Genomic DNA, 22,523 nt, shown 5'->3' on the forward strand with positions numbered 1-22,523 from the left:
GTGGGTGGGATGGAGGGGGTGGGAGGGGGTGGGAGGGGGAAAGGATGGGGGCATGTTCGGGATGGGGAAGAAGAGGGGCGACGAGCCGGAGGTGGACGCGGCCGTCGAGGAGTTGGCGGGGGCGGACACCGTGGCCTTCGGCGGGGTGGGGATCGCGGGGACGCTGCTACCCGTGACGGAGGCGTACCGGCGGGTCGAGGCGGCGCTCGCCGAGCGGCCCGAGGCGGTCCGCGAGAAGGTCGACCGGCTGCTGCGGCGCGGCTCGCCCGCCGGGAAGGCGTACGCGGCGACGCTGCTGGAACGCGTCGACCCGGTGGCGGCCCGGGACGCCTGGTCGCGGCTGCGCGAGGACTCCGGCGAGTTCACCACCTTCAGCGGCTGCGTGATGGGCAGCGCGAACCTGCGCGAGTACGCGGCCGACCGGCTGGCCGGACCGTAGCCGTTCGGCCGAGTCGACCGGGGCTGCGCCTGGAGAGATCCACCCGTAGCTTGCCCGCATGACACCGCCTGCCGCCACACTGGCACGCCCGCCCCGCCCCACCGTCGTGACCGTCGCCTTCTGGCTGCAGGTCGCCGCCGTCGTCGTGCTGCTCGCCCTGATCGGGCTGGTGGTCTGGCAGGCGGTCGACTGGAACGGTCAGATCGACCGGGCCGCGCGCCTGGTGCCCGACGCCGACCCGGACGAGGTGGCGGGCGAGCGGTTCGGCAACATCTTCACGTCGAGCGTCGTCGGGCTGGCCGCGCTGGTCGTCGCCGGCTGGCTCGGCGGCACCGCCGTGGGCCTGCGCCGGGGCAGCAACACCGCCCGGATCCTGGTCTTCGTGGCCGGCGGCGTTCAACTGCTGCTCTTCTTCGGCCAGTGCTGCACCGGCGCGCTGATGATCCCGTTCTTGTTCGCCCTCGGGGAACCCGAGGAGTGGGACCCGGAACTGGACGGCCCGTACCCGCCCGAGGAGTCGAAGTTCCTCCAGACCCTCTACCCGGACAACGGCTCCGTCCTGCGGGAGGACGTCCTCTTCGGAGCCGGCGCCGGTGGCGGGGCACTGGTCGTCGGGTTGACCCTGGCGGCGGTGGTGCTGCTGGCGTTGCCGGTGGCGCAGCGCTGGTTCGTGCCCCGGTCGGCCGAGGACCCGCGGCCGGTCGGCCCGCCCGCGCCGGTGCCCTTCCTCCTGCCGCCCGGGTACATGATCTGCCCCGACCCCCGCGTCCACGGCGCCCCGCCGCAGGGCCCGGCCACCGCCGGCGCGCCCCCGGTCACCCCGCCCGCCGACGCCCCCGGATCGAACCCGCCGTCCGGCCCGGACCGGCCGGACGGCTTCGCGACCGCCTGATCCGATCGCCGGAAACCGACACCGGGTCACTGTCCGATCACTCAACCGAGCACCGGTTTCCCCAGGTGCGTGGGGTTGTTACCGTCTCCGACCGACGCACGTGGGGAGGCGGTCGCGGTGGACGGGTCGGTGGCGTGGCTGGTGACGACGGTGGGGTGTCTGGTCGGAGTGGCCGGGGTGGTGGTGGCCGCGGTCGCCCTCGCCCGGGCGCGGCAGCGGCCTAAGCCGGCGGGGCCGGGTGACCCGTTCCGGGACACCGACGCCGACGCGCTGCGCGGCGACCCGCGGAAGCTGAAGCCTGGCGACATCGTGGAGATCCGCCAGGTGTCGTACGCGGTCCGCGGCTCGGTGCACCTGGTCGAGGGGGCGTGGAGCTGGGCCGAGCACCTGCTCGACACGGTCGACGGCGCGAAGCGCTGGCTCTCCGTGGAGGAGGACCCGGACCTGGAACTGGTGCTCTGGGACGCCGAGCCGGCAGCCACCATCACCCCGGGCGCCCCCACCATCGACTTTGCCGGCCGCCGCTACTCCTGGGAGGAGTCCGGGCAGGCCCGGTACTCGGCCACCGGCAGCACCGGCCTCGACCCGAGCGGCACGGTCCGCTACCACGACTACCGCGCCCAGGGCGGTGCCCGGCTCGCCTTCGAGGCGTACGGGGAGGCGGGCTGGGAGGTGGCCCGGGGCGAGCGGCTGCACCGCTCCGAGGTGATGGTCTACCCCCAGGGCGGCCCGGGGAAGGTGAGCTGAGGTGCTGGTCAGCATCGACGCCCCGTACGTCGACACCAGCGCCGCCGACCTCGGGCTGGCGCTCGGCGGACCCGAACTGCCCGCGTTGGCCGTCCGCGACCTGCACCTGCCCGGCGGCGTACGGCTGCGACTGCGGCTGCTCGGTGCCTCCCACCAGGTCGTCCTGCCGACCCCGAGCGGTGACCTCACCGAGACGGTGGCCTGCCTGCCCGGCCGACCGCCGCACCTGCCCGGGACGCTGCACGACGAGCCGAACGGCTACCGGTTCACCGCCACGGTGCTCCGGCCGCCCGCCGGTGAGCTGCGCGCCCGGGTCGCGGCGCTCCGCGCCGACCTGGCCGACGACCCGTACGCACTGGTCGGCGTCTTCCCCGGTGACCCGGACGCGGTCACCGCGCTCGCCGTACGCCCCGACCCGCCGGACGGGTCGGTGGGCTGGCGCACCTGGCACGCGTATCCCCAGACCAATGAGCTGGTCCTGACCGAGACGGTGGTGGCACTGCGATGACGTACCGGAGATGGTTCGTGGTGGGGGTGGCCTTCGCGGTCATCGGCGCCCTGGTGGCCGCCTTCGCGATCTTCTACGGCAGCTTCTCCCCGCGCGGCTACGTCGAGGACCGCTACACCCGTGCGGCCGCCCAGGACATCGGCGGCGACGCGGTGGCGTACACCTCGAACAAGTCGCCGAGCCAGGTGGCGCAGGACGTGACCGCCGCCTGGCAGCCGGCCGACCAGTACGTCGACGGCAGCGGCGTCTACCTGCGCTACGACGACGACTCGGTGGTGATCCTGCCGATCGCCACCGGCTCGGTGATCCTGCTGGAACGTCTCCGCACCGCGTACCCGCGCTACCACTCCGCCGTGGGCAACCACTGGGGCTGGGGCCGGGGCAGCACCGTACGCGGTGGTGGCCCCGGCAGCGGCAAGTAGTCCGACCCGAACGACACCCCTGGAGTCCCTGTGCAGACCCTGGTCACCGATCTGCTGGTCACGCTCGCCTACGGCGTGGTCGGCGTCGTCCTGATGGCCGTCGGCTACGCCCTGGTCGACGTCACCACCCCCGGCAAGCTCCACGAGCTGATCTGGGCCGAACGCAACCGCAACGCCGCGCTGCTGCTCGCCTCGAACCTGGCCGGCGTCGGCATCATCGTGGTCGCCGCCATCGTCGCCAGCGCCGACGACTTCGTCCTCGGCCTGATCGGCGCGGCCGCGTACGGGCTCCTCGGCCTGGTCATCATGGCCGGGGCGTTCCTACTGCTCGACGCGGCCACCCCGGGCCGGCTCGGTGAGATCCTGGTCGACCCGGAGCCGCACCCCGCGGTCTGGGTCTCCGCCGTCGTCCACCTCGCCACCGGCGCGATCATCGCCGCCGCGATCAGCTGATGACCGCCGCGAAGACCCCGGCGACGCCCCCGGCCAAGCCGAGCAAGGCCGTCGCCTGGACCATCTGGCTGACCATCGGCCTGGTCGTCGCCGTCTGCGTGGGCGCCGGGATCGCCAACAGCGGCGACGGCTCCGACAAGGTCCCGCCGCCGACCGGGCAGGAGCGCGACGACACCGTGGCGGTCCTGGCACGCTCCTCGGCCAGCCAGGGCGTCTGCTACGGCTGGGAGCTGAAGGACTACTTCGGCTACGGCGACCCGGTCAGCGTCGGCTCCAACCTCGGCGAGGGGGTGGCGGTCGAGGACAATTCCGCCTGCCCGCGCTGGTTGCAGGTCAGCGTCCGGATCTACTACCCGTCGGAGAGCAGCGACAGCGACGACAACGCCTACGTCGACGTCAACGGCTCCAGCGACTTCTCCTCCACCGAACTGCTGCGGATCGAGAACGGCCTGGCGCGGCTCGGCGTCACCGAGAAGGTCTTCATCGACGACCCGGGCTGGGGCATCACCCGGGCCGCCGTGATGCTGCCGCTGCTCGCCGTGGAGGTGGGGGCGGTCGAGCCCGCCGCCACCCCGGCCCCGGCCGCGACGCAGCCGTCGCCGCTGCCCGACCCCGGCAACGACCTGTGGCGGGACCGCTGGGGCTACCTGCTCGCCGCCGGTGGCCTGCTGCTGGTCACCGCGCTGCTGTTCACCGTCGGGGTCGTGCAGCGCCGCCGGCAGCGCCGGGGAGTCGTGCCCGCGCAGCGCGCCGGGGCGGTCGCGGCCGGTTCGCGTACCGCGGGGCAGGCGTGACCGTCGACCCGCCGGCACGGCCTCGCTGGCGGCTGGCCCGGGCGGCGGTGCTGCTCGCGGTCTTCGTCTGCGCGGCCTGCGGCCTGGTCTACGAGCTTGCGCTGGTCGCGCTCGGCAGCTACCTGATCGGCGACACGGTCGGCCAGGCGTCGATCGTGCTCGGCGTGATGGTCTTCGCGATGGGCGTCGGCGCGCTCGTCGCGAAGCCGTTGCAGTCCCGGGCCGCCGCCGCGTTCGCGGTGATCGAGCTGACCCTGGCGCTGCTCGGCGGGCTGTCGGTGCTCGGCCTCTACGCCGCGTTCGCCTGGCTGGACCTCTACGGCCCGGCGCTGGTCGGCACCGCGTTCGTGCTCGGCCTGCTGATCGGCGCGGAGATCCCGCTGCTGATGGTGATGCTGCAACGCATCCGGGAGCAGTCCGCCGGCAGCGCGGTCGCCGACCTGTTCGCCGCCGACTACGTCGGCGCGCTGCTCGGCGGGCTGGCCTTCCCGTTCCTGCTGATCCCGGTCTTCGGGCAGCTCAAGGGTGCCCTGGTGGTCGGGGCGGTGAACGCCGTCGCCGGCCTCGCCCTGGTCTGCACGGTGTTCCGGAAGGAGTTGAGCCGTCGGGCCCGGGTCGCGCTCGGCGCCGGCTCCGTCGTGGTCGCTCTCTGTCTGGGGTACGCCTGGGTCACCGCCGCCGAGTTCGAGGTGACCACCCGCCAGCAGCTCTACCGGGACCCGGTGGTGCACGCCGAGCGTTCCCGCTACCAGGAGATCGTGCTGACCCGGTCGGTGCGCGAGATCGGGCACGCGGACACCGACCTGCGGCTCTACCTCAACGGCGACCTCCAGTTCAGCTCGGTCGACGAGTACCGCTACCACGAGGCGCTGGTGCACCCGGCGCTCAACGGCCCACGCGGCGAGGTGCTGGTGCTCGGTGCCGGCGACGGGCTCGCCGTGCGGGAGATCCTGCGCTACCCGGACGTACGCCGGGTGACGGTGGTGGACCTGGACCCGGCGGTGGTGGCGCTGGCCCGCCGCGAGCCGCAGCTGCGCAGGCTCAACGGCGACGCGTTCGCCGACCCTCGGGTCCGGGTGGTCAACGTCGACGCGTTCGGCTGGCTGCGTACGGCCACGGACCGCTTCGACGTGGTGGTGGCGGACCTGCCCGACCCGGACGAGACGGCCACCGCCAAGCTCTACACGGTCGAGTTCTACGCGCTGGTCCGGACGGTGCTCGCCGACGGCGGGCGGCTGGTGGTGCAGTCCGGGTCGCCGTACTTCGCGCCCCGGTCGTACTGGTCGATCGAGGCGTCGGTGCGGGAGGCCGGTTTCGCCACCACGCCGTACCACGTGGACGTGCCCTCCTTCGGTGACTGGGGTTTCCTGCTCGCCACGCCGGAGGCCACCCCGCCGACGTTGGCCCTGCCGGCGGACGCCCCGCCGTTGCGGTTCCTCGACCCGTCGGTGCTCGGCGCCGCCGCCGCCTTCCCCGCCGACCGGCGTCGCCTGGACGTGCCGGCTTCGACGTTGTTGCAGCCCAGGGTGCTGGAGTACGCCCGCGCGGAGTGGCGCGGCTACTAACGTCGGACGGGTGTCGCCGTCCCGTCGTCGCCGGCTCCCGCCGCGTGCGGTGGACGCGGCCGGGTACCTCCAGGCGTTCGTGCTCGCCGGGGTGGCGACGGTGCTGGTCACCCGGGCCTACCTCCGGGCGGCCGGCTGGCCGCAGCTCGGCGGGGGCGGCCTGCACATCGCCCACGTGCTCTGGGGCGGCCTGCTGATGGCGGTCGGGATGGGCGTGGCGCTGGTGTTCCTCGGCGGCGCGGCCCGGACGCTCGGGGCGATCCTCGGCGGGATCGGCTTCGGGCTCTTCATCGACGAGGTGGGCAAGTTCGTCACCGCCCGCACCGACTACTTCTACCGGCCGGCCGCCTCCATCATCTACGCGGTGTTCGCCCTGCTCGTGGTGATCACCCAGGCGATGCGCGGCCGGACCCGGCTCACCTCCGGCGAGCGGGTGGCGAACGCGCTGGACACCGTGGTCGGCGGCGTCGGCCGGGGGCTCACCGACCGGCGGCGGGTGGCCGCCCTGCGCCTGGTCCGTGGCGCCGGGCCGGACGTCGAGTACGCGGTGTCCCAGCTCCTCGACGCGGTGCCGCACCGGGAGCCGCCGCGACGCCGGTTCTGGCAGCCCTGGCTGGCCCGGCTGCGCGACTGGGCGATCCGGCTGATCACGGCGCGCCGGGTGGTCTCGCTGGTGGTGGTCTACCTGATCGTCGAGCCGGTGATCACCGTGGTCGCGGTGGCGGTGGACGGGGTGACCGGCGAGCTGGACGAGGCCCGGGAGTGGGGCGCGGTGCTCGGGGTGTCCGCCTCCGCGCTGGTCGCGGCGGTGCTGGGCATCCGGGCGGCGTTCCTGCTGCGCCGGGACCGGCCCGGCGCGTTCCGCCTGTTCAAGTTGGCCCTCCTGGTCGACCTGCTCTTCGGGCAGCTCTTCAACTTCACGGTCAACCAGTTCGGCGCCCTGGCCGCGCTCGGGCTGGACCTCTTCCTGCTCGCGGTGGTGACCGCCGAGACCCGGCGGCTGCGGGCCGACGCCGACTGACCCGGGCCCGGTGGTGTCCCGCCGCGCCGGTCACCGGAGGCGGGACGCCCGCGCGCGGGGGACCGGTCCCGGCGGCGGGTCGCCCGAGCACGGCGCGCGGAGGTGGGCCGGAGTGGATACGGTGTGGGACGCGATCCAAGGGAAGGAGAATCGTGGTCGATTCCCAGCACACACCGGCCCGCACCCGGCCGGCCGTGGTGACGATTTCCAGCTACCTGCTGATTCTGTTCGCCGTCCTCCAGGTCATCAGCCTGATCATCACGCTCAGCACCATCGGTGCCCTCCGGGAGGCACTGGACGAGGCGTACCGCGGCACCGCCGCGAACGGCGCACAGAACGTCGCCGACTTCGCCATCGCGTTCGCGATCGGCGGTTCCGTCGTCGGGCTGCTGCTCGCGATCGTGCTCGCGGTGCTCGGCCTCTTCAACAACCGCGGCTCCAACGGCACCCGGATCGCCACCTGGGTGCTCGGCGGCATCCTCTTCTGCTGCTGCGGCTTCGGCACGATCAGCAACACGGCCGGCGGCTTCGCCAACAACACCGGCCCCACCAACGGCGACATGCCCAGCGGCGAGGAGGTCCAGCGCCGGATCGAGGAGGCGCTGCCGTCCTGGTACGGCCCGGTGACCATCGGGCTCGCGGTGCTCGCCCTGCTCGCCCTGCTGGCGGCGCTGATCCTGCTGGCGCTGCCGAAGGCGAACGAGTTCTTCCGCAAGCCCAAGCAGGGCTGGGAGCCGCCGGTCCCCGGTGCGACCTACCCCGGCCAGCCGGCGTACCCGACCACCCCGGGCTACCCGCAGTCCGGCTACCCGCAGGCCCCGGGCTACCCGTCGACCCCGGACCAGCCGGGCCACCCGTCGACCCCGGACCAGCCGGGCCACCCGTCGACCCCGGACCAGCCGGGCCACCCGTCGACCCCCGGCCAGCCGGGCACGCCGCAGCCGCCGAGCGGCTCGGAGTGGCAGGCCCCGTCGGCGCAGCCGCCGTCGTCGGGGGCGCCCGACGCGCCGTCCACCGGTCCGACCGAGCCGGGTCGCCCAACCGACGGGCCGGAGCAGCAGGGCGGGAGCAACCCGCCGCCGGCCGGCTGACGGGCGAGTAGCAGCGACGTGACGATTCCCTCCGAGTAGGTTGCAACCCGACGCCTACCGGAGGGAATTGTCGTGTCGTACCCGGATCAGGTGCCGACGCGTCGGCCCGCCGCCGTCACGCTGGCGGCGGCGGTGCTGGCGCTGATGGCCCTCGGCGCGCTGGCGTACGCCGTCGCGACCCTGCTCGCCCTCGGCGGCACGGTGGACCGGTTCCGCGCCGCCGCGGCCGACACCGTCGCGGGAGCGGACGACGTCGACGGCGTGGTGGCCCTGGTCCGCGCCGGCGCGATCGTCTCGGCGGTGCTGACGGTCCTGGTCGGGGTGCTGCTGGTCGGCCTCGCCGCCGGGCTGCTCGTCGGTCGGCGGGGTGCCCGGGTGGCCACCTGGGTGGTCAGTGGGCTGGGCCTGGTCGCCGGCTGCTGCACCGGAGCGCTGCTGCTCGGGCAGCGGGCCACGCCGCTGGAGACCGGGATCGACGCCAACCTGCTCGGCCTGCTCGGGGAGGCGTACCCGTCCTGGTGGCTGCCGGTGAACGCGGGGGTTTCGGTGGCGCAGCTGCTCGGCTACCTTGTGGTGGCCGTGCTGCTCGTGCTGCCCGCGGCGAACGGCTGGTTCGCGCGCCGCCCGCCCCGGCCGGCGCCGCCGCCGGAGAACCCGTACCGGCTGCACCCGCCGCAGGGTCCGCTGCCCCCTCGCTGAGGAGTCCCGTTGAGCCCCGACCACCCGGCCACCGAGCGACGGGCGCTGGTCACCGGGGCCACCGCCGGCATCGGCGAGGCGTTCGCCCGGCGGCTGGCCGCCGACGGCTGGCACCTGGTGCTGGTCGCCCGGGACGCCACCCGGCTCGACGAGGTCGCCGCCGAGTTGGCCGGCCGGCACGGGCACCGGGTGGAGACGATCCCCGCCGATCTGTCCACGGACGACGGATGCGGGCGCGTCGCGGACCGGCTCACCGACGGTGACCCGGTCGACCTGCTGGTCAACAACGCCGGCATCAGCCTCGACCGACCCTTCCTCCGGTCCACTGCCGAGGACGAGGCGCGGCTGCTCCGGCTCAACGTGCACGCGGTGATGCGGCTCACCCTCGCGGCCCTCGGTCCGATGACCCGCCGAGGACACGGGGCAGTGATAAATGTCTCTTCGGTCGCCGGGTTCGGGCCGGTCATGCCGGGCTCGACGTATCCGGCGAGCAAGGCGTGGGTGACCAGCTTCAGCGAGTCCGTCGATCTCTCGGTGCGGCCGCTCGGCGTCCGGGTGATGGCGCTCTGCCCCGGCTACACCGACACCGGCTACCACGAGCGCAACGGCATCGACATGTCCGGCACGCCCGGCTGGATGTGGCTGCGGGCCGACGACGTGGTCGCCGAAGCCCTCCGTGACCTGCGGAAAGGCAAGCAGGTCAGCGTTCCTGACTGGAAGTACAAGCTCGCCGTCGCCGGCCTGCGGCACGCGCCGCGCCGGCTGCTGCGGCTGGCGTACCGGGACCGGCGCGGACAGGGCGGGCCGACCGGCGGCTGAACCGGCCACTCGGCACCGCCGCTCCGGTCGCCCCGCCGCGGGACGTCGGGCCCGGTCACCGCGGTCGCGCAGCGTAGCCGTCCATCGCCACCCATCGGTCGCCCACCAGGCTGACCCGGGCGGACCCCGAACGCGGCGCACAGACTCGCGCAGTACCCTCTATCGCCATGGGGGACCACGACGACCTGCGTAAATTCATTACCGACCTGGCTGTGGTCCATGGACGGGTGGTGCTCTCCTCCGGCCGCGAGGCGGACTGGTACGTCGATCTGCGCCGCGTCACGCTCCATCACCGGGCCGCGCCGCTGGTCGGCCGGGTGATGCGTGAGCTCACCGCCGACTGGGAGTACGACGCCGTCGGTGGGCTGACCCTGGGCGCCGACCCGATCGCCGTGTCGATGCTGCACGCCGCCGCGGAGACCGATCGCCCACTGGACGCCTTCGTCGTCCGCAAGGCCGGCAAGGCGCACGGCCTGCAACGTCGGATCGAGGGGCCTGATGTGGCCGGCCGGCGGGTACTGGCGGTGGAGGACACCTCGACGACGGGCGGCAGTGTGCTGACCGCGGTCGAGGCCCTGCGCGAGGCCGGGGCGGAGGTAACGGGTGTGGCGGTTATTGTTGATCGAGGAGCCGGGGACGCCGTACGAGCCGCCGGACTGCCGTATCGGGCGGCCTATACGTTGGCTGACCTCGGCCTTGTGGCGTAAAAATTTGCCGATTCGGATCTGCTGATATGCAGGCGGATCGATGCTGCTGGTGGAAGGATGGAATACGTGGGAACTGCGTTGGCTGAAATGACCATGCCTCAGATCTCGCCGCTTGCCGGCGAGCCGATCGAACGTGCCGATGCCGAGCGGCTGGCGGGGGTCCTCAAGGCCCTCGCCGACCCCGCCCGGCTGCGGCTGCTCAGCCTGATCCAGTCGGCGCCCGAGGGCGAGGCGTGCGTGTGCGACCTGACCGCGCCGCTCGGCCTCTCGCAGCCGACGGTCAGCCACCACCTGCGTATCCTCACCGAGGCCGGCTTGCTGGAGCGGGAGAAGCGCGGTGTGTGGGCCTACTACCGGCTGGTGCCGTCCGCGATCGCGACGATCGCGGATCTGCTCACGCCGCCGCGCAAGCGGGCCACCAAGAAGGCTCGCTGATCCCGGTGTCCGTGCGTCGTCCCCCCTCCGGGGCGACCTCCGGTGGCGTGCCAGGGGTGGCGTCATCGGGCGGGTGATGCCTGTCCGTCGAGGGCAGTCACGATCCGTGCCACCAGGGATTCGTGGAGATCACACCGATGGCCGGTCCCTTCCGGGGCCGGCCATCGGCGTCTGCGCTCAGTACTGCCCGTAGTGCTCGCGGGTCTCCCGGATCGCCTCCTCGGCGGCCGCCCGCTCCGCAGCGGTGGTGCCCCGCTTGGCCGCCATACGGGCCCGCAGCAGCTCGATCACGATCGGCACCACCGAGATGGCCACGATCGCGATGAGGATCAGCTCGATGTTGGCCTTGACGAACGGGATCTGGCCGAGGAAGTAGCCGAGCACGGTGACGCCCGTGCCCCACAGGATGCCGCCGATCACGTTGTAGACCACGAAGGTCCGGTAGCGCATCCGGCTCACCCCGGCGACGATCGGCGTGAAGGTCCGCACGATGGGCACGAACCGCGCCAGCACGATCGACCGGGCACCGTACTTCTCGAAGAACTCGTGCGCCTTGAGCGCGTTCTCCTGCTTGAACAGCTTCGAGTTCGGCCGCCGGAACAGCGCCGGCCCCACCTTGCGCCCGAAGGCGTAGCCGACCTGGTCACCGGCGATCGCGGCGAGGGTGATCAGCAGGCAGACCAGCCACAACGGGTACTTGATGTACTGCCCGTCGGCGGTGAGCAGCCCGGCGGTGAAGAGCAGCGAGTCGCCCGGCAGGAAGAAGCCGATCAGCAGGCCGGACTCGGCGAAGACGATGACCAGGATGCCGAGCAGCCCGAAGGCCGAGATCAGCCACTCCGGGTCCAACCAGTCCGGACCCAGTGCGAGAGTGGTGGTGGGCATCGCAGGTGACCTCCGTGTCTGCCTGTGGGTGGTGACGGTTCGTCCGCCACCGGCGACGGCACGCCCCGTAGTGTAGGTGCCGTCCCGTCCGGGCCGGTGCTCGACGTCACACCCCGTGCTCCGGCCGGACCGGGTCACGGCCGGAGCGCGGGGCGGATCACAGCCGGGGATCGACCGGCTCGGACTCGCAGGCGAGGATCGCGAAGACCAGCTCGTGGCGACGCCACAGCGGCGCACCTTCGGCGAACGCGTCGAGGGCGGCCAGGCCGAGGGCGTGCTCACGCAGTGCCAGCCCGCGCTTGCGACCCAGGGACCGCTTCCGCAGCGCCGCGAGCTGACCCGGGTCGGTGTACCCGGGGCCGTAGATGATCCGCAGGTACTCCCGCCCTCGGCACTTGATCCCCGGCTGGAGCAGCGAGCCGCGCGCCGACCGGGCGGCCGGCCCGGCGTACGGCTTGACCACCATGCCCTCGCCACCGGCCGACGTCAGCGCCAGCCACCACTCGGTGGCCGCCGCGACGGCCGACGGGTCGGCCGGGTCGACGACCTGCCGCCGGGTCGGGGTGAAGAACTCCGGGTCCGCCGCGCAGAGCCGGTCGGCCAGGTCGAGATGCCAGCCGTGGTCCCGGTCGGTGAAGCTCACCCCGGCCCCGGCCAGCACCGCGAACGGGGCCAGGGTCACCCCGCGCAGCCCGTCGGTCGGCGCCACGTACGCCCGGTAGGCGGCCGAGTAGCCCTCGACCTCCGCGTGGCGGGCGGCCATCCGCTCCCGCAGCTGCCCCACCGGCAGTCCGCGGGCCGCCGCCGCGTCCAGCGTGCCGAGCACCGCCGGCAGCGCCGCCCGGCCGGCCGCGCCGACGCTCGCGTACTGCTCGCGGATCAGCGCGCCGGCCTTGGCCGACCAGGGCAGCAGCTCGCAGTCGAGCAGCAGCGCGTCGGTGCCCAGTTCGGCCCAGAGCCCGGCCGAGGTGACCGCCGCGCGTACCCGGGCCAGCAGCTCGGAGTCGAGCGGCGCGCCGAAGAACGGCCGCCCGGTGCGGGTGTGCACCACGCCGCCGCCGAACGGGCCGGGCTCCCGCTCCACCAGCACCACCGCCCGGGAACCCATGTGCTTCTCCTCGCAGACCACCCGGTCCACGCCCGCCGCGCGGTAGTCCTCGAACGCCTGCGCCGGGTGCTCCAGGAACCCCTCGACCGTCGACGTCGAGCAGGGCGCCATGGTCGGCGGCAGCCAGACCAGCCGACCCGGGTCGACCGCGAACCGGCTCATCACCTCCAGCGCGGCGGCGGCGTTCTCCGCCGGCACGGTGAGCGTCCCGTACGCGTGCTGGAGGTGCCGCCGGCCGGTCACGTCCGCCAGGTCCAGCACCGTGTCGGGGCGGGCCGGGGCGGTGACCAGTGGACGGACCGGGGCGTACCACTCCTTCACCGCGTCGACGGAGACCAGTTCCTTCTCCGGGTACCGCAGCGCGGTCAGCTTCCCGCCGAAGACGCAGCCGGTGTCGATGCAGATGGTGTTGTTCACCCACTCCGGCTGCGGGGTCGGCGTGTGGCCGTACACGACCATGGCGGAGCCCCGGTAGTCGCGCGCCCACGGGTAGCGCACCGGCAGGCCGTACTCGTCGGTCTCCCCGGTGGTCTCGCCGAAGAGCGCGAACGCGCGGACCCGGCCGGACGCGCGGCCCTGGTACGCCTCCTTCAGCCCGGCGTGCGCGACCACCAGCCGGCCGCCGTCCAGCACGTAGTGGCTGACCAGGCCGTCGACGAAGGTGGCGACCCGCGCCACGAACGCCGGGTCCTCGGCGTCGAGCTGGGCCATCGTCTCCGCCAGGCCGTGGGTGAGCCGCACGTCCCGGCCGCGCAGCTTCCGCAGCAGCTTCTGCTCGTGGTTGCCCGGCACGCAGATCGCGTGGCCGGCCGCCACCATGCCCATCACCAGGCGGAGCACACCGGGGGAGTCCGGGCCGCGGTCCACCAGGTCACCGACGAAGACGGCGGTACGACCAGCCGGGTGCACCGCGTCCACCGGGCGGCCCGCGTCGTCGCGGCACAGCTGCCAGCCCAGCCGCAGCAGCAGCGCCTCCAGCTCCTCCCGGCAGCCGTGCACGTCACCGACGACGTCGAACGGCCCGGTCAGCTCGCGCCGGTCGTTGAACAGCTTCTCGTACCGGATCTCCGCGCCGTCGATCTCCTCGACCCCGCGCAGCACGTGCACCTTGCGGAAGCCCTCGCGGGCCAGCAGCCCGTACGACCGGCGCAGGTCGCGCTGCATCCGGGCCAGCACCTGCCGGCCGAAGGTCCGGTCGGCCCGCCCCTGCGTACGCTCCCAGGCCAGCGCCTCGGGCACGTCCAGCACGACCGCCACCGGCAGCACGTCGTGCTCCCGGGCCACCCGTACCAGCGCGGCCCGGGCGTGCGGCTGGAGGTTGGTCGCGTCGACCACGGTGAGCCGGCCGCGTCGCAGCCGGGTCGCGGCGACGTGGTGCAGCGCCTCGAACGCGTCGGCCGAGGCGGACTGGTCGTTCTCGTCGTCGGCCACCATCGCCCGGAACGTGTCCGAGGAGAGCACCTGGCTGGGCAGGAAGTGCCGGCGGGCGAAGGTGGACTTGCCGGAGCCGGAGACACCGACCAGCGCCACCAGGGCGAGTTCGGGGATGTCGAGGGTGGTCATCGGGTCGTCTCCTCCTTCCGGGCCTGGTCGGTGCTGGTCAGCACGGCCATCTGGGTGGGGCTGCCCAGCTCGGGGTCGTCGTCGCCGACCCCACTGATCACGGCGGTGTAGCCGTACGTGTCCGCCACCCGCGCCACCCAGTCGGCGAACTCGGCGCGGGTCCACTCGAAGCGGTGGTCGGCGTGCCGGAACCGCCCCGCCCCCAGCCCCTCGTAGCGGACGTTGTACTCGGCGTTCGGCGTGGTCACCACGACCGTGCCCGGTCGGGCGTGGCCGAGGACGGCGTCCTCCAGCGCCGGCAGCCGGGGCGGGTCGACGTGCTCGATCACCTCCATCAGCACCGCCGCGTCCCAGCCGCGCAGCCGGTCGTCCCGGTAGGTCAGCGCCGACTGCCACAGCCGGATCCGGTCGCGCTGCCGTTCCGGCAGCCGGTCCAGCCGCAGCCGGCGGGCGGCCAGGGTCAGCGCGTGGGTGGAGACGTCGGTGCCGACGACCTCCGTGTACCGCCGGTCGGCGGCCAGGGCGGTGAGCAGCGCACCGCCACCGCAGCCCAGGTCCAGCACCCGGCTCGCCCCGCTGGCGGCCAGCGCGGCGAGCACCGCCTCGCGACGGCGTACGGCCAGCGGGGCGCGGATCCCGTCCCGCTGTCCCGTCGGCGCGGCCTCGTCGACGCTGTCGTCGGCGGGCGGCTCGTCGGCCAGCCGCAACTCGGCCAGGCGGGCCAGGGCCTGCCCGGCCAACGCCCGGCGGTGGGCCAGGTAACGCCGGGTGATCAGCCCCCGCTCCGGGTGGTCGGCCAGCCAGCCCGCCCCGGCCCGGAGCAGCTTGTCGATCTCGTCCGGCGCGACCCAGTAGTGCTTCGCGTCGTCCAGCACCGGCAGCAGCACGTACAGGTGGTTGAGGGCGTCGGCGACCCGGAGGGTGCCGGTCAGCAGCAGGTCGACGTACCGGCTGTCACCCCAGTCGGGGTGCTGCTCGTCGAGGGGCACCGGGGTGGCCGTGACCGTCCAGCCCAGCGGGGTGAACAGACGTACCGCCAGGTCGGCGTCGCCCCGGCAGCGCAGCACCGGCACCCGCACCTCCAGGGGGACAGCCGTGCCGGCCAGCTCCGGACGCTCCCGCGACTCGCCGCGCAGGGCCGAGCGGAACACCGACGACAGCGCCGAGGAGAGCAGGCTGGAGGCGGCGTACGCCCGGTCGTTGACGTACTGCCCGAGGGTGAAGCTCTCCGGGGTGGCGGCCTGCTTCCGCCCGCGACCCCGGCCCGCGCCGAGCCGCTGCGGGTCGATGTCGAGCAGCAGGGCGGCGGTGCAGCGGGCGTCGTCCGCCTCCGGGTAGAAGACGTGCGCGACGCCGGCGGGCAGGTCGAACGACTGCACCCGGTCAGGGTGCTTGACCAGCAGGTACCCGAGGTCGGTCGCCGGCCGGTGGGTGGTGGTCAGGGTGAGCAGCACCCGCTCATGGTTCCATCGCGCTCGATCTTGCGTCGTCCCGTTTTCCACCCGCCGGGGTCAGGCGACGAAGCGGGTCCCCCGGCGACGGGCCAGCACGTGACCACCGAGGCCGACGGCGAGCAGCAGCCCGCCCACGCCGACGGTGAGCGTGGTGCCGGGTCCGGTGACCGGCAGCAGGGCGTCACCCCCGCCGGTCCCCGGGCGCGGCTGGCCGTCCCCGGCGGTGACCGTCAGGCTGACCTCGGTCCAGTTGTCCCAGCTCGCGGCGTCCGCCCCCGTGGGCGTGCGCTGCGCGACCAGCCGCAGTGGGTTGCCGGTTCCCGCCGGGTGCGGCGGCACCGACCCGTCCAGGTCGCGTTCGACCCGAGCCCAGTCGTCGGTCGTCCACCACTGGAGCCGGTCGGCCAGCACCACGCCGTCGCGCGCCCGCTCGTCCAGCCGCAGGGGCAGCGGCGTCGAGAGCCGGTACGTGACGCCGGGCTCCAGGTCGGTGTCGAACCGGCAGACGAGGGGACCGCCCTCCCGGTGGCGGCAGTTGCGGTGGTCCCCGGCGTACGTCAGCGGCCGGTCCACGTCCAGGGTGAGCACCGCACCCCGCATCGGCACCGGCCCGCCGATGCGTACCGTGCCGGGGAGCGCGACGGGGTCACCCGGTCCGGCGGTGAGCGCGGCCTCCGGCGGGGTCTGCAGGTCCACCCCTTCGACGACGGTGACCGTCGTGCTCCCGACCACGGTCCCGACGGCCGACGTCCCGCGTACGGTCAGCGTGGCCCGGGTGTCCAGGGCCACGTCGGCCCGCGCGGCGACCCGGAACCGCAGGGCCGGCGCCGCGCCGCGCCGGTCGAGCCCGCCGGCGCAGCGCAGGAGATCGGCGTCGCGCAGGCAGACCCACCCGGTGCCGGTCGGCGTCAGGGCGCCGACGGTGTCCAGCCCGGACAGGTCGATGTCGACGGTCACCGTGACGTCCTCGGGACGGGGCCGGCCGACGGAGGAGATCCGTACCTCGCCGGCGGCGTCGTGCCCGGGGGCCACCACCAGGTCCCGGGAGGTGATCCGTAGCTCGCCGGCGGCGACCGCGGGCACCGCGCCCGCAGTGAGGAACCCGCCCGCGACGGCGATCCCGGCGGACCAGCGACGGAGGTGGAGCCGGAGCATGACCTGCCCTCCCGGTCGGTTGCGGAGCGTGGTCAGCTTCTCACGGATGCCGCGGTCCGGAATGTCGCCGCGCCCGGCCGCACCGAATCGCAGGCGTCCACCGTTTTCGGTGCTCAAGGCGCGGTACGCGCTGCTCGGGCCCGGGGTGGCCCTCGTGCGGAGACGGGAGCGCCCCGCCGACCTCGGGAGGTCGGCGGGGCGCCGGGTGGTGCGGGTGGATCAGGCCACGAAGCGGGTCCGGCGGCGGCGGGCCACCACGTAGCCGCCGAGACCGGCGGCGAGCAGCAGGCCGCCGAGACCGGCGATCAGGCCGGTGGACTGGCCGGTGATCGGCAGCGAACCGTCGTCGCCGCCGCCCTGGCCGCCGTCGCCGCCGGTCGGGTTGACGACCAGCTTGGCGACGTCGTTCGCGGCGTTCAGGTCCGCGGTGAAGCCCTCGCACTCGCACTTGGCGTTGATCGTCACGGTGCCGGTGGCGTTCGGCACGACCTTGTCGATCCGCAGCCCGATCTCGACGGTCTGCTCCTCGCCGGCGGCGATGTAGATGTCCGGCCAGCAGCGGTACGTCTTGGCGCCCGGCTTGCCGGCGTCCTCCCAGTCCTCCCGCTCGCCGTCGGTCGGTACGCAGACCTCGGGAACGTCCACCGCGGTGGTGCCCGCCGGCACGACGATGTCGATCTTCGTGACCGGGCTGCCGCTGCGACCGAAGTCCAGGGACGCCGGACCGTTGTTGCGGACACCGACAGTGGCCTTGACGACCGTGCCGGCCTTGCCGGTGACGGAGTCGCCGATGGCGGCCAGGTCCACTCCGTTCTTGCCGTTGACCGTGACCTCCATGCCGGACCAGTTGTTGGTCGGGTCGGTGTCGACCTGGACACCACGCAGGCTTCCGGCCTTGGTCAGGTTGAGCGCCCCGTCACCGCCCGGCTCGCCGATCGAGACGCCGATGTCGTCCAGGTACTTCGTGAAGTCCTCGAACTCCGCCACCGTCAGCCAGTTGTGGTAGCCGTACTCGGTGCCCGGGGCGTAGGCGTCCTTGCCCAGGCGGTAGTCCACCGCAGCGGTCCAGTTCTCGCCCGGCGCCGCGGTGAGGTCGTCGAACCGGCAGGTCCGCAGCTGGTCACCCGCATACGTGCAGTTGCTGTACTTCTTGTCCGGGTGGATGGCCCGGTCGTGGTCGAAGAGGACCACCGCGCCCTTCGCGGTGCTTCCACCCACGTTGCGGACCATCAGTGGGGCGGTGAAGCCGCCGCCCGGCTGTGCCTGCCGCTTCACCTCGGGGCCACCGGCCAGGTCCACGCCCTCACCGATCCGCACCTTGGCGGTGTGGCTGGCGGACGTGGCACCCTTCGCGCTCACGGTGACCTTCAGGTCGCCGGCGTCACCGTCCGCGGCGTCGGCGGTCGGGGCGAGGACCACGTTGAAGTAGCCACCGATGCCCCAGTCCTCGAGACCGACCTCGAACGGGTCGGTGCAGACCAGGACGCCCTGCTCCGGCGTGGAGCATTCGAAGGTGGCACTGTCGGGCTCGACCGTCACCGTGCCGACGAGGTCACGGTAGTCGTAGCGCACGCTCAGGCCGCTGACGACGACCGGCTCGGAGCTGTACAGGACGGGTGATTCCACCTTGCCCTCGGTGCCGACGGCGAGGGTCGTGTCGTTGAAGTACAGGCCGAGGTCGACGGCAGAATCTTCGGCCGAAGCGGGGGTGGCGGAGGCGGCGACGAACGCGCCTGCGACGCCCAACCCGGCGAGCCAGCGCCGGGTGGAGTGCTTGAGCATTGGGGGGTTCCTCCCGTGGGGGTGTTCAGGTGGAGCCTGCGGATCCTAAGGAGCCCTTAAGGTTCCACGTCGCCCCGAACGGCCACTGATCAGGCGAATGAGCCGAACGGTCGAGCATGATCGGCGAATCGGCCGGGCCACGGCGACGCGTCGTCGCCCGGCGGCGACGGGGCGTGACGCGGTGCCGGTCAGGCGACGACGTCGATGCGTCGGCGGCGGGCCACCACGACACCCGCCACGCCGGTGGCGAGCAGCAGCCGCCCCCGGCCACCGGCCCCGTCGTCCGCCCTCCCGGTCGGTTGTGGACCGCTGCCGGAGATGTCGCCGCGCCCGGCCGCAACGTTTCGCCACCCCGCTTCCGTCATCAGGAGCGGGACACCGGGAGGTGCAGTGACGTACGAGGAGTTCGCCGACTCGCGGCTGACCGCCCTGCTGCGGTACGCGGTCATGCTGACCGGCGATCCGCACCAGGCGCAGGATCTGGTGCAGGAGACGATGGTGCGGGCCCAGCTGAACTGGCGACGGGTGGCGCGGGCGGACTCCCCGGAGCGCTACGTCCGCCGGATGCTGACCAACCAGTACGTCGACTGGCGGCGCGGCTCCTGGATGCGCCGCGTGCTGCTGCGCGGCGAGCCGGAGGACGCGGTGCCGGTCGCCGTCGACCACGCGCAGGACACCGTGGACCGCGACCAGGTCTGGGCCTGGCTGGCCCGGTTGCCCCGCCGGCAACGCGCCAGCCTGGTGCTCCGCTACTACGAGGACCTCCCGGACGCCGAGATCGCCGAGATCCTCGGCTGCGCCGTCGGGACCGTCCGCTCGTCCATCTCCCGCGCCCTGGCCACCCTGCGCGCCGAACACGTGGAGGTCTGCTCATGACCGTGGAGGAGGAACTGCGGGCCGTGTTCGTCCGGCACGAGCCGCTGACCCCGCCGACCGGACCGCTCCGGGCGGCCATCGACCGGCTGGTCCGCCGCCGTCGTCGGCGACGCCGGATCCGGGCCGGGGCCACCGCGCTGGCGGTGCTGGCCGTGCTGGGCCTGGCGGCGCCGCAGGTCGTCGACCCGCCGGGGGAGCGGGCCGTGCCGGGTGTGCCGGGCGGGGAACCCGGTGCCCGGAGCGGGGCGCTGAACGTGCTGCTGGTCGGCGTCGACGGCTCCGCGCGGCTGGCCGACTCCGTCCTGCTGGTGCACGTCCCCGCCGACCGTGGCCGGCCCTACCTCGTCTCCCTGCCGCGTGACCTGGAGGTGCCGATCCCCGGTCGTGGCACCGGCAAGCTGAACAGCGCCTTCGCGTCCGGCACCGGTGACGGCCGTCCCGACCTGGCCCGGGGGTACGAGCTGACCAGCCGCACCGTCGCCGACCTCACCGGCGTACGCCCGGACGCGGGCGCGGTGCTGACCTACCCCGTGCTGCGGGAGTTGACCGACCTGCTCGGCGGGGTGGAGGTCTGCCTGCCCCGGCGGGTCGAGTCCGCGCACACCTCGCGGGTCTTCCGGGCCGGCTGCCAGCGGCTCGACGGCGCGGCCTCGGTCGACCTGCTCCGGCAGCGGCGCGGGCTGCCCGACGGCGGCCTCGACCGGGACCGCAACGCCCAGATCTTCGCCGCCGGGCTGGTCCGGCAGGCCGGTGAGCAGGGGGTGCTGGGTGATCCGGTCCGGCTGTCCCGGCTGGCCGCCACGGTCGGGCCGAAGATGGTCGTGGCCGGTGGCGGTAGGTCGCTGCTGGACCTGCTCCGGGTGGTGCCGGAGCTGAAGTCCCTCGATCCGGTCGGGCTGAACCTGCCGGTCGACGCGCCGGCCACCGGCGACTGGCGGATCCGGACCGATCCGGCGGTGACGCCGCAGTTCCTCGCCGCGTTGCGCGAGGACCGGCTGGACCGGTGGGTGGCGGCGCACCCGGACCGGGTCACCAGGATGAGGTGACCCGGCCGGGCGCCCGGTGTCAGCGGTAGTCGTCCTCGTCGGCGGTGACCACCCGGGCCTGCTCCATCGCGTCCCAGTCGGCGACCTCCAGGCCGCGGTGCGGCTCGGCGTCCTCCTCGGTGGGGCCGGCCACCGCGGCCTGCTCGACCGCGTCGGCCGGCTCGGCCTCCAGGTCGCGTTCCTCCGGGCTGAGGTGGTCGCTCGGGGTGAACTCCTCGTCGGGGTGACCCATCGTCGTCCTCCCTGGTTCCGGCGGATTTCCACCCACACCGTACGGGTTGTGCGGGGTCGTCGCGCGGTGGGCGCGGGAAGCGGACTCGGTGGATCCCGCCACCGGGGGCGATCGGCGGTGCCAGGATGGGGACGTGGGCTTCCTGATCCGGTTGGCGATCACCGCGCTCGCGCTGTGGGTCACCACGCTGGTCGTGCCCGGAGTCGACGTGACCGGTCGGGACGGCGCGAACACCGTGCTGACCCTGCTCGCGGTGGCGCTGATCTTCGGTGTGGTCAACGCGGTGCTCAAGCCGGTCGTCAAGGTGGTCGGCTGTGTGTTCTACCTGCTCACGCTCGGGCTGATCGCGCTGGTCGTCAACGCGCTGCTGTTCCTGCTGACCGACTGGATCGCCCGTGGGCTCGACCTGCCGTTCCGGGTGGACGGTTTCTGGGCCGCCTTCTGGGGGGCCATCGTGATGGCGGTGGTGAGCTGGCTGATCAGCGTCGCCGTGCCGGACCGTCTGGAGGGCCGGTGACCGCCCCGACGGGCGCCCACCGGGGCGGTTGTGCTGGCCGACGCCATCTGCGGGATACTTCCGGCGGTGGACAGCGCGGTCCGGCGCACCCGATGGAAGACAGCGGCCGGCTCGGCCGAGAGCGGTAAGTAAGGAGCGTTAGACATGCCCATCGCTTCCCCCGAGGCTTACGCGGAGATGCTGGACCGTGCCAAGGCCGGCCGGTACGCGTACCCCGCGATCAACGTGACGTCGTCGCAGACCCTGAACGCGGCGCTGAAGGGCTTCGCCGACGCGGAGAGCGACGGCATCATCCAGGTGTCCACCGGTGGCGCCGAGTACCTCTCCGGACCGTCGGTGAAGGACATGGTCACCGGTGCGGTCGCGTTCGCCGCGTACGCGCACGAGGTGGCCAAGAAGTACCCGGTCAACATCGCGCTGCACACCGACCACTGCCCGAAGGACAAGCTGGACAAGTTCGTCCGGCCGCTGATGGCCATCTCCCAGGAGCGGGTCAAGAACGGCCAGGAGCCGCTGTTCCAGTCGCACATGTGGGACGGTTCGGCGGTGCCGGTGGCGGAGAACCTGGAGATCGCCGCGCAGCTGCTCGACGAGGCCGCCAAGGGCAAGATCGTCCTGGAGATCGAGGTCGGCGTCGTCGGTGGCGAGGAGGACGGCGTCGAGAACGCCATCAACGACAAGCTCTACACCACCGTCGAGGACGGCCTGGCCATGGTCGAGGCGCTCGGCCTGGGTGAGAAGGGCCGCTACATGGCGGCGCTGACCTTCGGCAACGTGCACGGCGTCTACAAGCCGGGCAACGTCAAGCTCCGCCCGGAGATCCTGAACAACATCCAGGAGGCGGTCGGCGCCAAGTACGGCAAGGAGAAGCCGCTCAGCCTGGTCTTCCACGGCGGTTCCGGCTCGCTGCTGTCGGAGATCCGTGAGGCGCTGGACTACGGCGTGGTGAAGATGAACATCGACACCGACACCCAGTACACCTTCTCCCGGCCGGTCGCGGACCACATGCTCCGCAACTACGACGGCGTGCTGAAGGTCGACGGCGAGGTCGGCAACAAGAAGATGTACGACCCGCGCGTCTGGGGCAAGGCCGCCGAGGCCGGCATGGCCGCTCGCGTCGTGGAGGCCTGCGAGCACCTGCGCTCCACCGGCACCACCATGAAGTGACCTGCGCGTAGCAGCGCGACGGCCGGCGTCCCCCTCCCGGGGCCGCCGGCCGTCGGCGTCCTCCGGGCGGCCCCGGTCCTCCGCCGCTGTGCGGCGTGTCGCGGTTTTTTTGGGAAGAGAGAAACACAACCAAAACAAAAAAAAAA

General features: G+C 73.3%; 25 protein-coding genes. 18 read left to right on the forward strand and 7 right to left on the reverse strand.

Annotated features, from left to right (window positions below; genetic code table 11):
- Window positions 1–52: 52 nt before the first annotated feature.
- From ACPFP2_RS28855 to ACPFP2_RS28920, 14 genes are all read left to right on the forward strand, one after another.
- A complete protein-coding gene (locus ACPFP2_RS28855; RefSeq protein WP_424093246.1) occupies window positions 53–439 on the forward strand; it encodes a hypothetical protein in 387 nt (128 codons plus the stop codon).
- A 58-nt stretch (window positions 440–497) separates the two neighbouring features.
- Window positions 498–1,331, forward strand: a complete 834-nt coding sequence (locus ACPFP2_RS28860) for a hypothetical protein (RefSeq protein WP_424093248.1) — start codon at window positions 498–500, stop codon at window positions 1,329–1,331.
- Between the two features lie 117 nt (window positions 1,332–1,448).
- Window positions 1,449–2,078, forward strand: coding sequence for a DUF4178 domain-containing protein (locus ACPFP2_RS28865; RefSeq protein ID WP_424093250.1), 630 nt, complete (start codon window positions 1,449–1,451; stop codon window positions 2,076–2,078).
- A 1-nt stretch (window position 2,079) separates the two neighbouring features.
- A complete protein-coding gene (locus ACPFP2_RS28870; protein ID WP_424093252.1) occupies window positions 2,080–2,586 on the forward strand; it encodes a DUF2617 family protein in 507 nt (168 codons plus the stop codon).
- On the forward strand, window positions 2,583–3,008 hold the full coding sequence (locus ACPFP2_RS28875; RefSeq protein WP_424093253.1) for a DUF4247 domain-containing protein: 426 nt from the start codon (window positions 2,583–2,585) through the stop codon (window positions 3,006–3,008). Before ACPFP2_RS28870 ends, ACPFP2_RS28875 begins: the two co-directional genes overlap by 4 nt.
- A 30-nt stretch (window positions 3,009–3,038) precedes the next feature.
- Complete coding sequence (locus ACPFP2_RS28880; protein ID WP_424093255.1) at window positions 3,039–3,461, forward strand: DUF350 domain-containing protein; 423 nt, start codon at window positions 3,039–3,041, stop codon at window positions 3,459–3,461.
- Window positions 3,462–3,523: 62 nt separating this feature from the next.
- Window positions 3,524–4,255 (forward strand): hypothetical protein, encoded by a 732-nt coding sequence (locus ACPFP2_RS28885; RefSeq protein WP_424093296.1) that lies wholly within the window; start codon window positions 3,524–3,526, stop codon window positions 4,253–4,255.
- Entirely contained in the window at window positions 4,252–5,820 is a 1,569-nt protein-coding gene (locus ACPFP2_RS28890; protein WP_424093257.1) for a polyamine aminopropyltransferase, read from the forward strand. The genes ACPFP2_RS28885 and ACPFP2_RS28890 overlap by 4 nt, the downstream gene beginning before the upstream one ends.
- 10 nt (window positions 5,821–5,830) lie before the next feature.
- Complete coding sequence (locus ACPFP2_RS28895; RefSeq protein ID WP_424093259.1) at window positions 5,831–6,841, forward strand: hypothetical protein; 1,011 nt, start codon at window positions 5,831–5,833, stop codon at window positions 6,839–6,841.
- Between the two features lie 152 nt (window positions 6,842–6,993).
- Window positions 6,994–7,932 (forward strand): hypothetical protein, encoded by a 939-nt coding sequence (locus tag ACPFP2_RS28900; protein ID WP_424093261.1) that lies wholly within the window; start codon window positions 6,994–6,996, stop codon window positions 7,930–7,932.
- A 72-nt stretch (window positions 7,933–8,004) separates the two neighbouring features.
- Window positions 8,005–8,631: a hypothetical protein gene (locus tag ACPFP2_RS28905; RefSeq protein WP_424093263.1), complete on the forward strand. Its 627-nt coding sequence runs from the start codon at window positions 8,005–8,007 to the stop codon at window positions 8,629–8,631.
- A 9-nt stretch (window positions 8,632–8,640) separates the two neighbouring features.
- Entirely contained in the window at window positions 8,641–9,450 is an 810-nt protein-coding gene (locus tag ACPFP2_RS28910) for an SDR family NAD(P)-dependent oxidoreductase (protein WP_424093265.1), read from the forward strand.
- A 167-nt stretch (window positions 9,451–9,617) separates the two neighbouring features.
- On the forward strand, window positions 9,618–10,157 hold the full coding sequence (gene pyrE / locus ACPFP2_RS28915; RefSeq protein WP_088976835.1) for an orotate phosphoribosyltransferase: 540 nt from the start codon (window positions 9,618–9,620) through the stop codon (window positions 10,155–10,157).
- Between the two features lie 57 nt (window positions 10,158–10,214).
- Complete coding sequence (locus ACPFP2_RS28920; protein WP_007454255.1) at window positions 10,215–10,592, forward strand: ArsR/SmtB family transcription factor; 378 nt, start codon at window positions 10,215–10,217, stop codon at window positions 10,590–10,592.
- Between the two features lie 177 nt (window positions 10,593–10,769).
- On the opposite strand, the gene ACPFP2_RS28925 is transcribed toward ACPFP2_RS28920, so the two are convergent.
- The 6 genes from ACPFP2_RS28925 to ACPFP2_RS28950 form a co-directional block, all read right to left on the reverse strand.
- Entirely contained in the window at window positions 10,770–11,477 is a 708-nt protein-coding gene (locus ACPFP2_RS28925; RefSeq protein WP_424093269.1) for a DedA family protein, read from the reverse strand.
- A gap of 157 nt (window positions 11,478–11,634) precedes the next feature.
- Entirely contained in the window at window positions 11,635–14,148 is a 2,514-nt protein-coding gene (locus ACPFP2_RS28930) for a polynucleotide kinase-phosphatase (RefSeq protein ID WP_424093271.1), read from the reverse strand.
- Window positions 14,145–15,602, reverse strand: a complete 1,458-nt coding sequence (locus ACPFP2_RS28935) for a 3' terminal RNA ribose 2'-O-methyltransferase Hen1 (protein ID WP_424093273.1) — start codon at window positions 15,600–15,602, stop codon at window positions 14,145–14,147. The genes ACPFP2_RS28930 and ACPFP2_RS28935 overlap by 4 nt, the downstream gene beginning before the upstream one ends.
- A gap of 57 nt (window positions 15,603–15,659) precedes the next feature.
- A complete protein-coding gene (locus ACPFP2_RS28940) occupies window positions 15,660–16,757 on the reverse strand; it encodes a hypothetical protein (RefSeq protein WP_424093275.1) in 1,098 nt (365 codons plus the stop codon).
- 219 nt (window positions 16,758–16,976) lie between these two features.
- Window positions 16,977–18,539 carry an LPXTG cell wall anchor domain-containing protein gene (locus ACPFP2_RS28945; RefSeq protein WP_424093276.1) on the reverse strand — a complete coding sequence of 521 codons (1,563 nt, stop codon included), beginning with the start codon at window positions 18,537–18,539 and terminating at the stop codon, window positions 16,977–16,979.
- A 188-nt stretch (window positions 18,540–18,727) separates the two neighbouring features.
- The gene (locus tag ACPFP2_RS28950; RefSeq protein ID WP_424093278.1) at window positions 18,728–18,904 is read right to left on the reverse strand and encodes a hypothetical protein; all 177 of its coding nucleotides are present in this window, start codon (window positions 18,902–18,904) and stop codon (window positions 18,728–18,730) included.
- Between the two features lie 25 nt (window positions 18,905–18,929).
- On the opposite strand from ACPFP2_RS28950, the gene ACPFP2_RS28955 reads away from it, so the two are divergent.
- Window positions 18,930–19,415: a SigE family RNA polymerase sigma factor gene (locus ACPFP2_RS28955; RefSeq protein WP_424093280.1), complete on the forward strand. Its 486-nt coding sequence runs from the start codon at window positions 18,930–18,932 to the stop codon at window positions 19,413–19,415.
- Complete coding sequence (locus ACPFP2_RS28960; protein WP_424093282.1) at window positions 19,412–20,461, forward strand: LCP family protein; 1,050 nt, start codon at window positions 19,412–19,414, stop codon at window positions 20,459–20,461. Before ACPFP2_RS28955 ends, ACPFP2_RS28960 begins: the two co-directional genes overlap by 4 nt.
- Before the next feature lie 19 nt (window positions 20,462–20,480).
- Here ACPFP2_RS28960 and ACPFP2_RS28965 read toward each other — a convergent pair whose 3' ends face one another.
- Complete coding sequence (locus ACPFP2_RS28965; protein ID WP_088976843.1) at window positions 20,481–20,693, reverse strand: hypothetical protein; 213 nt, start codon at window positions 20,691–20,693, stop codon at window positions 20,481–20,483.
- A 133-nt stretch (window positions 20,694–20,826) separates the two neighbouring features.
- Here ACPFP2_RS28965 and ACPFP2_RS28970 point away from each other — a divergent pair, with 133 nt between their 5' ends.
- Window positions 20,827–21,210, forward strand: coding sequence for a phage holin family protein (locus tag ACPFP2_RS28970; RefSeq protein ID WP_424093285.1), 384 nt, complete (start codon window positions 20,827–20,829; stop codon window positions 21,208–21,210).
- A 144-nt stretch (window positions 21,211–21,354) separates the two neighbouring features.
- Entirely contained in the window at window positions 21,355–22,377 is a 1,023-nt protein-coding gene (gene fbaA, locus ACPFP2_RS28975; protein ID WP_424093286.1) for a class II fructose-bisphosphate aldolase, read from the forward strand.
- The last annotated feature ends 146 nt before the right edge of the window (window positions 22,378–22,523 follow it).

This window comes from Micromonospora citrea, assembly GCF_049629545.1.
Classification (GTDB): Bacteria; Actinomycetota; Actinomycetes; order Mycobacteriales; family Micromonosporaceae; genus Micromonospora; species Micromonospora citrea_A.

Excerpts from the sequence above, each read along its gene's own strand:
- ACPFP2_RS28920 (WP_007454255.1), top strand. The coding sequence starts at position 10,215 with ATGGAATACGTGGGAACTGCGTTGGCTGAAATGACCATGCCTCAGATC.
- ACPFP2_RS28875 (WP_424093253.1), top strand. The coding sequence starts at position 2,583 with ATGACGTACCGGAGATGGTTCGTGGTGGGGGTGGCCTTCGCGGTCATC.
- ACPFP2_RS28950 (WP_424093278.1), bottom strand. The coding sequence starts at position 18,904 with ATGACGGAAGCGGGGTGGCGAAACGTTGCGGCCGGGCGCGGCGACATC.
- ACPFP2_RS28940 (WP_424093275.1), bottom strand. The coding sequence starts at position 16,757 with ATGCTCCGGCTCCACCTCCGTCGCTGGTCCGCCGGGATCGCCGTCGCG.
- ACPFP2_RS28925 (WP_424093269.1), bottom strand. The coding sequence starts at position 11,477 with ATGCCCACCACCACTCTCGCACTGGGTCCGGACTGGTTGGACCCGGAG.
- fbaA (WP_424093286.1), top strand. The coding sequence starts at position 21,355 with ATGCCCATCGCTTCCCCCGAGGCTTACGCGGAGATGCTGGACCGTGCC.
- ACPFP2_RS28960 (WP_424093282.1), top strand. The coding sequence starts at position 19,412 with ATGACCGTGGAGGAGGAACTGCGGGCCGTGTTCGTCCGGCACGAGCCG.
- pyrE (WP_088976835.1), top strand. The coding sequence starts at position 9,618 with ATGGGGGACCACGACGACCTGCGTAAATTCATTACCGACCTGGCTGTG.
- ACPFP2_RS28945 (WP_424093276.1), bottom strand. The coding sequence starts at position 18,539 with ATGCTCAAGCACTCCACCCGGCGCTGGCTCGCCGGGTTGGGCGTCGCA.
- ACPFP2_RS28855 (WP_424093246.1), top strand. The coding sequence starts at position 53 with ATGTTCGGGATGGGGAAGAAGAGGGGCGACGAGCCGGAGGTGGACGCG.
- ACPFP2_RS28930 (WP_424093271.1), bottom strand. The coding sequence starts at position 14,148 with ATGACCACCCTCGACATCCCCGAACTCGCCCTGGTGGCGCTGGTCGGT.
- ACPFP2_RS28965 (WP_088976843.1), bottom strand. The coding sequence starts at position 20,693 with ATGGGTCACCCCGACGAGGAGTTCACCCCGAGCGACCACCTCAGCCCG.
- ACPFP2_RS28860 (WP_424093248.1), top strand. The coding sequence starts at position 498 with ATGACACCGCCTGCCGCCACACTGGCACGCCCGCCCCGCCCCACCGTC.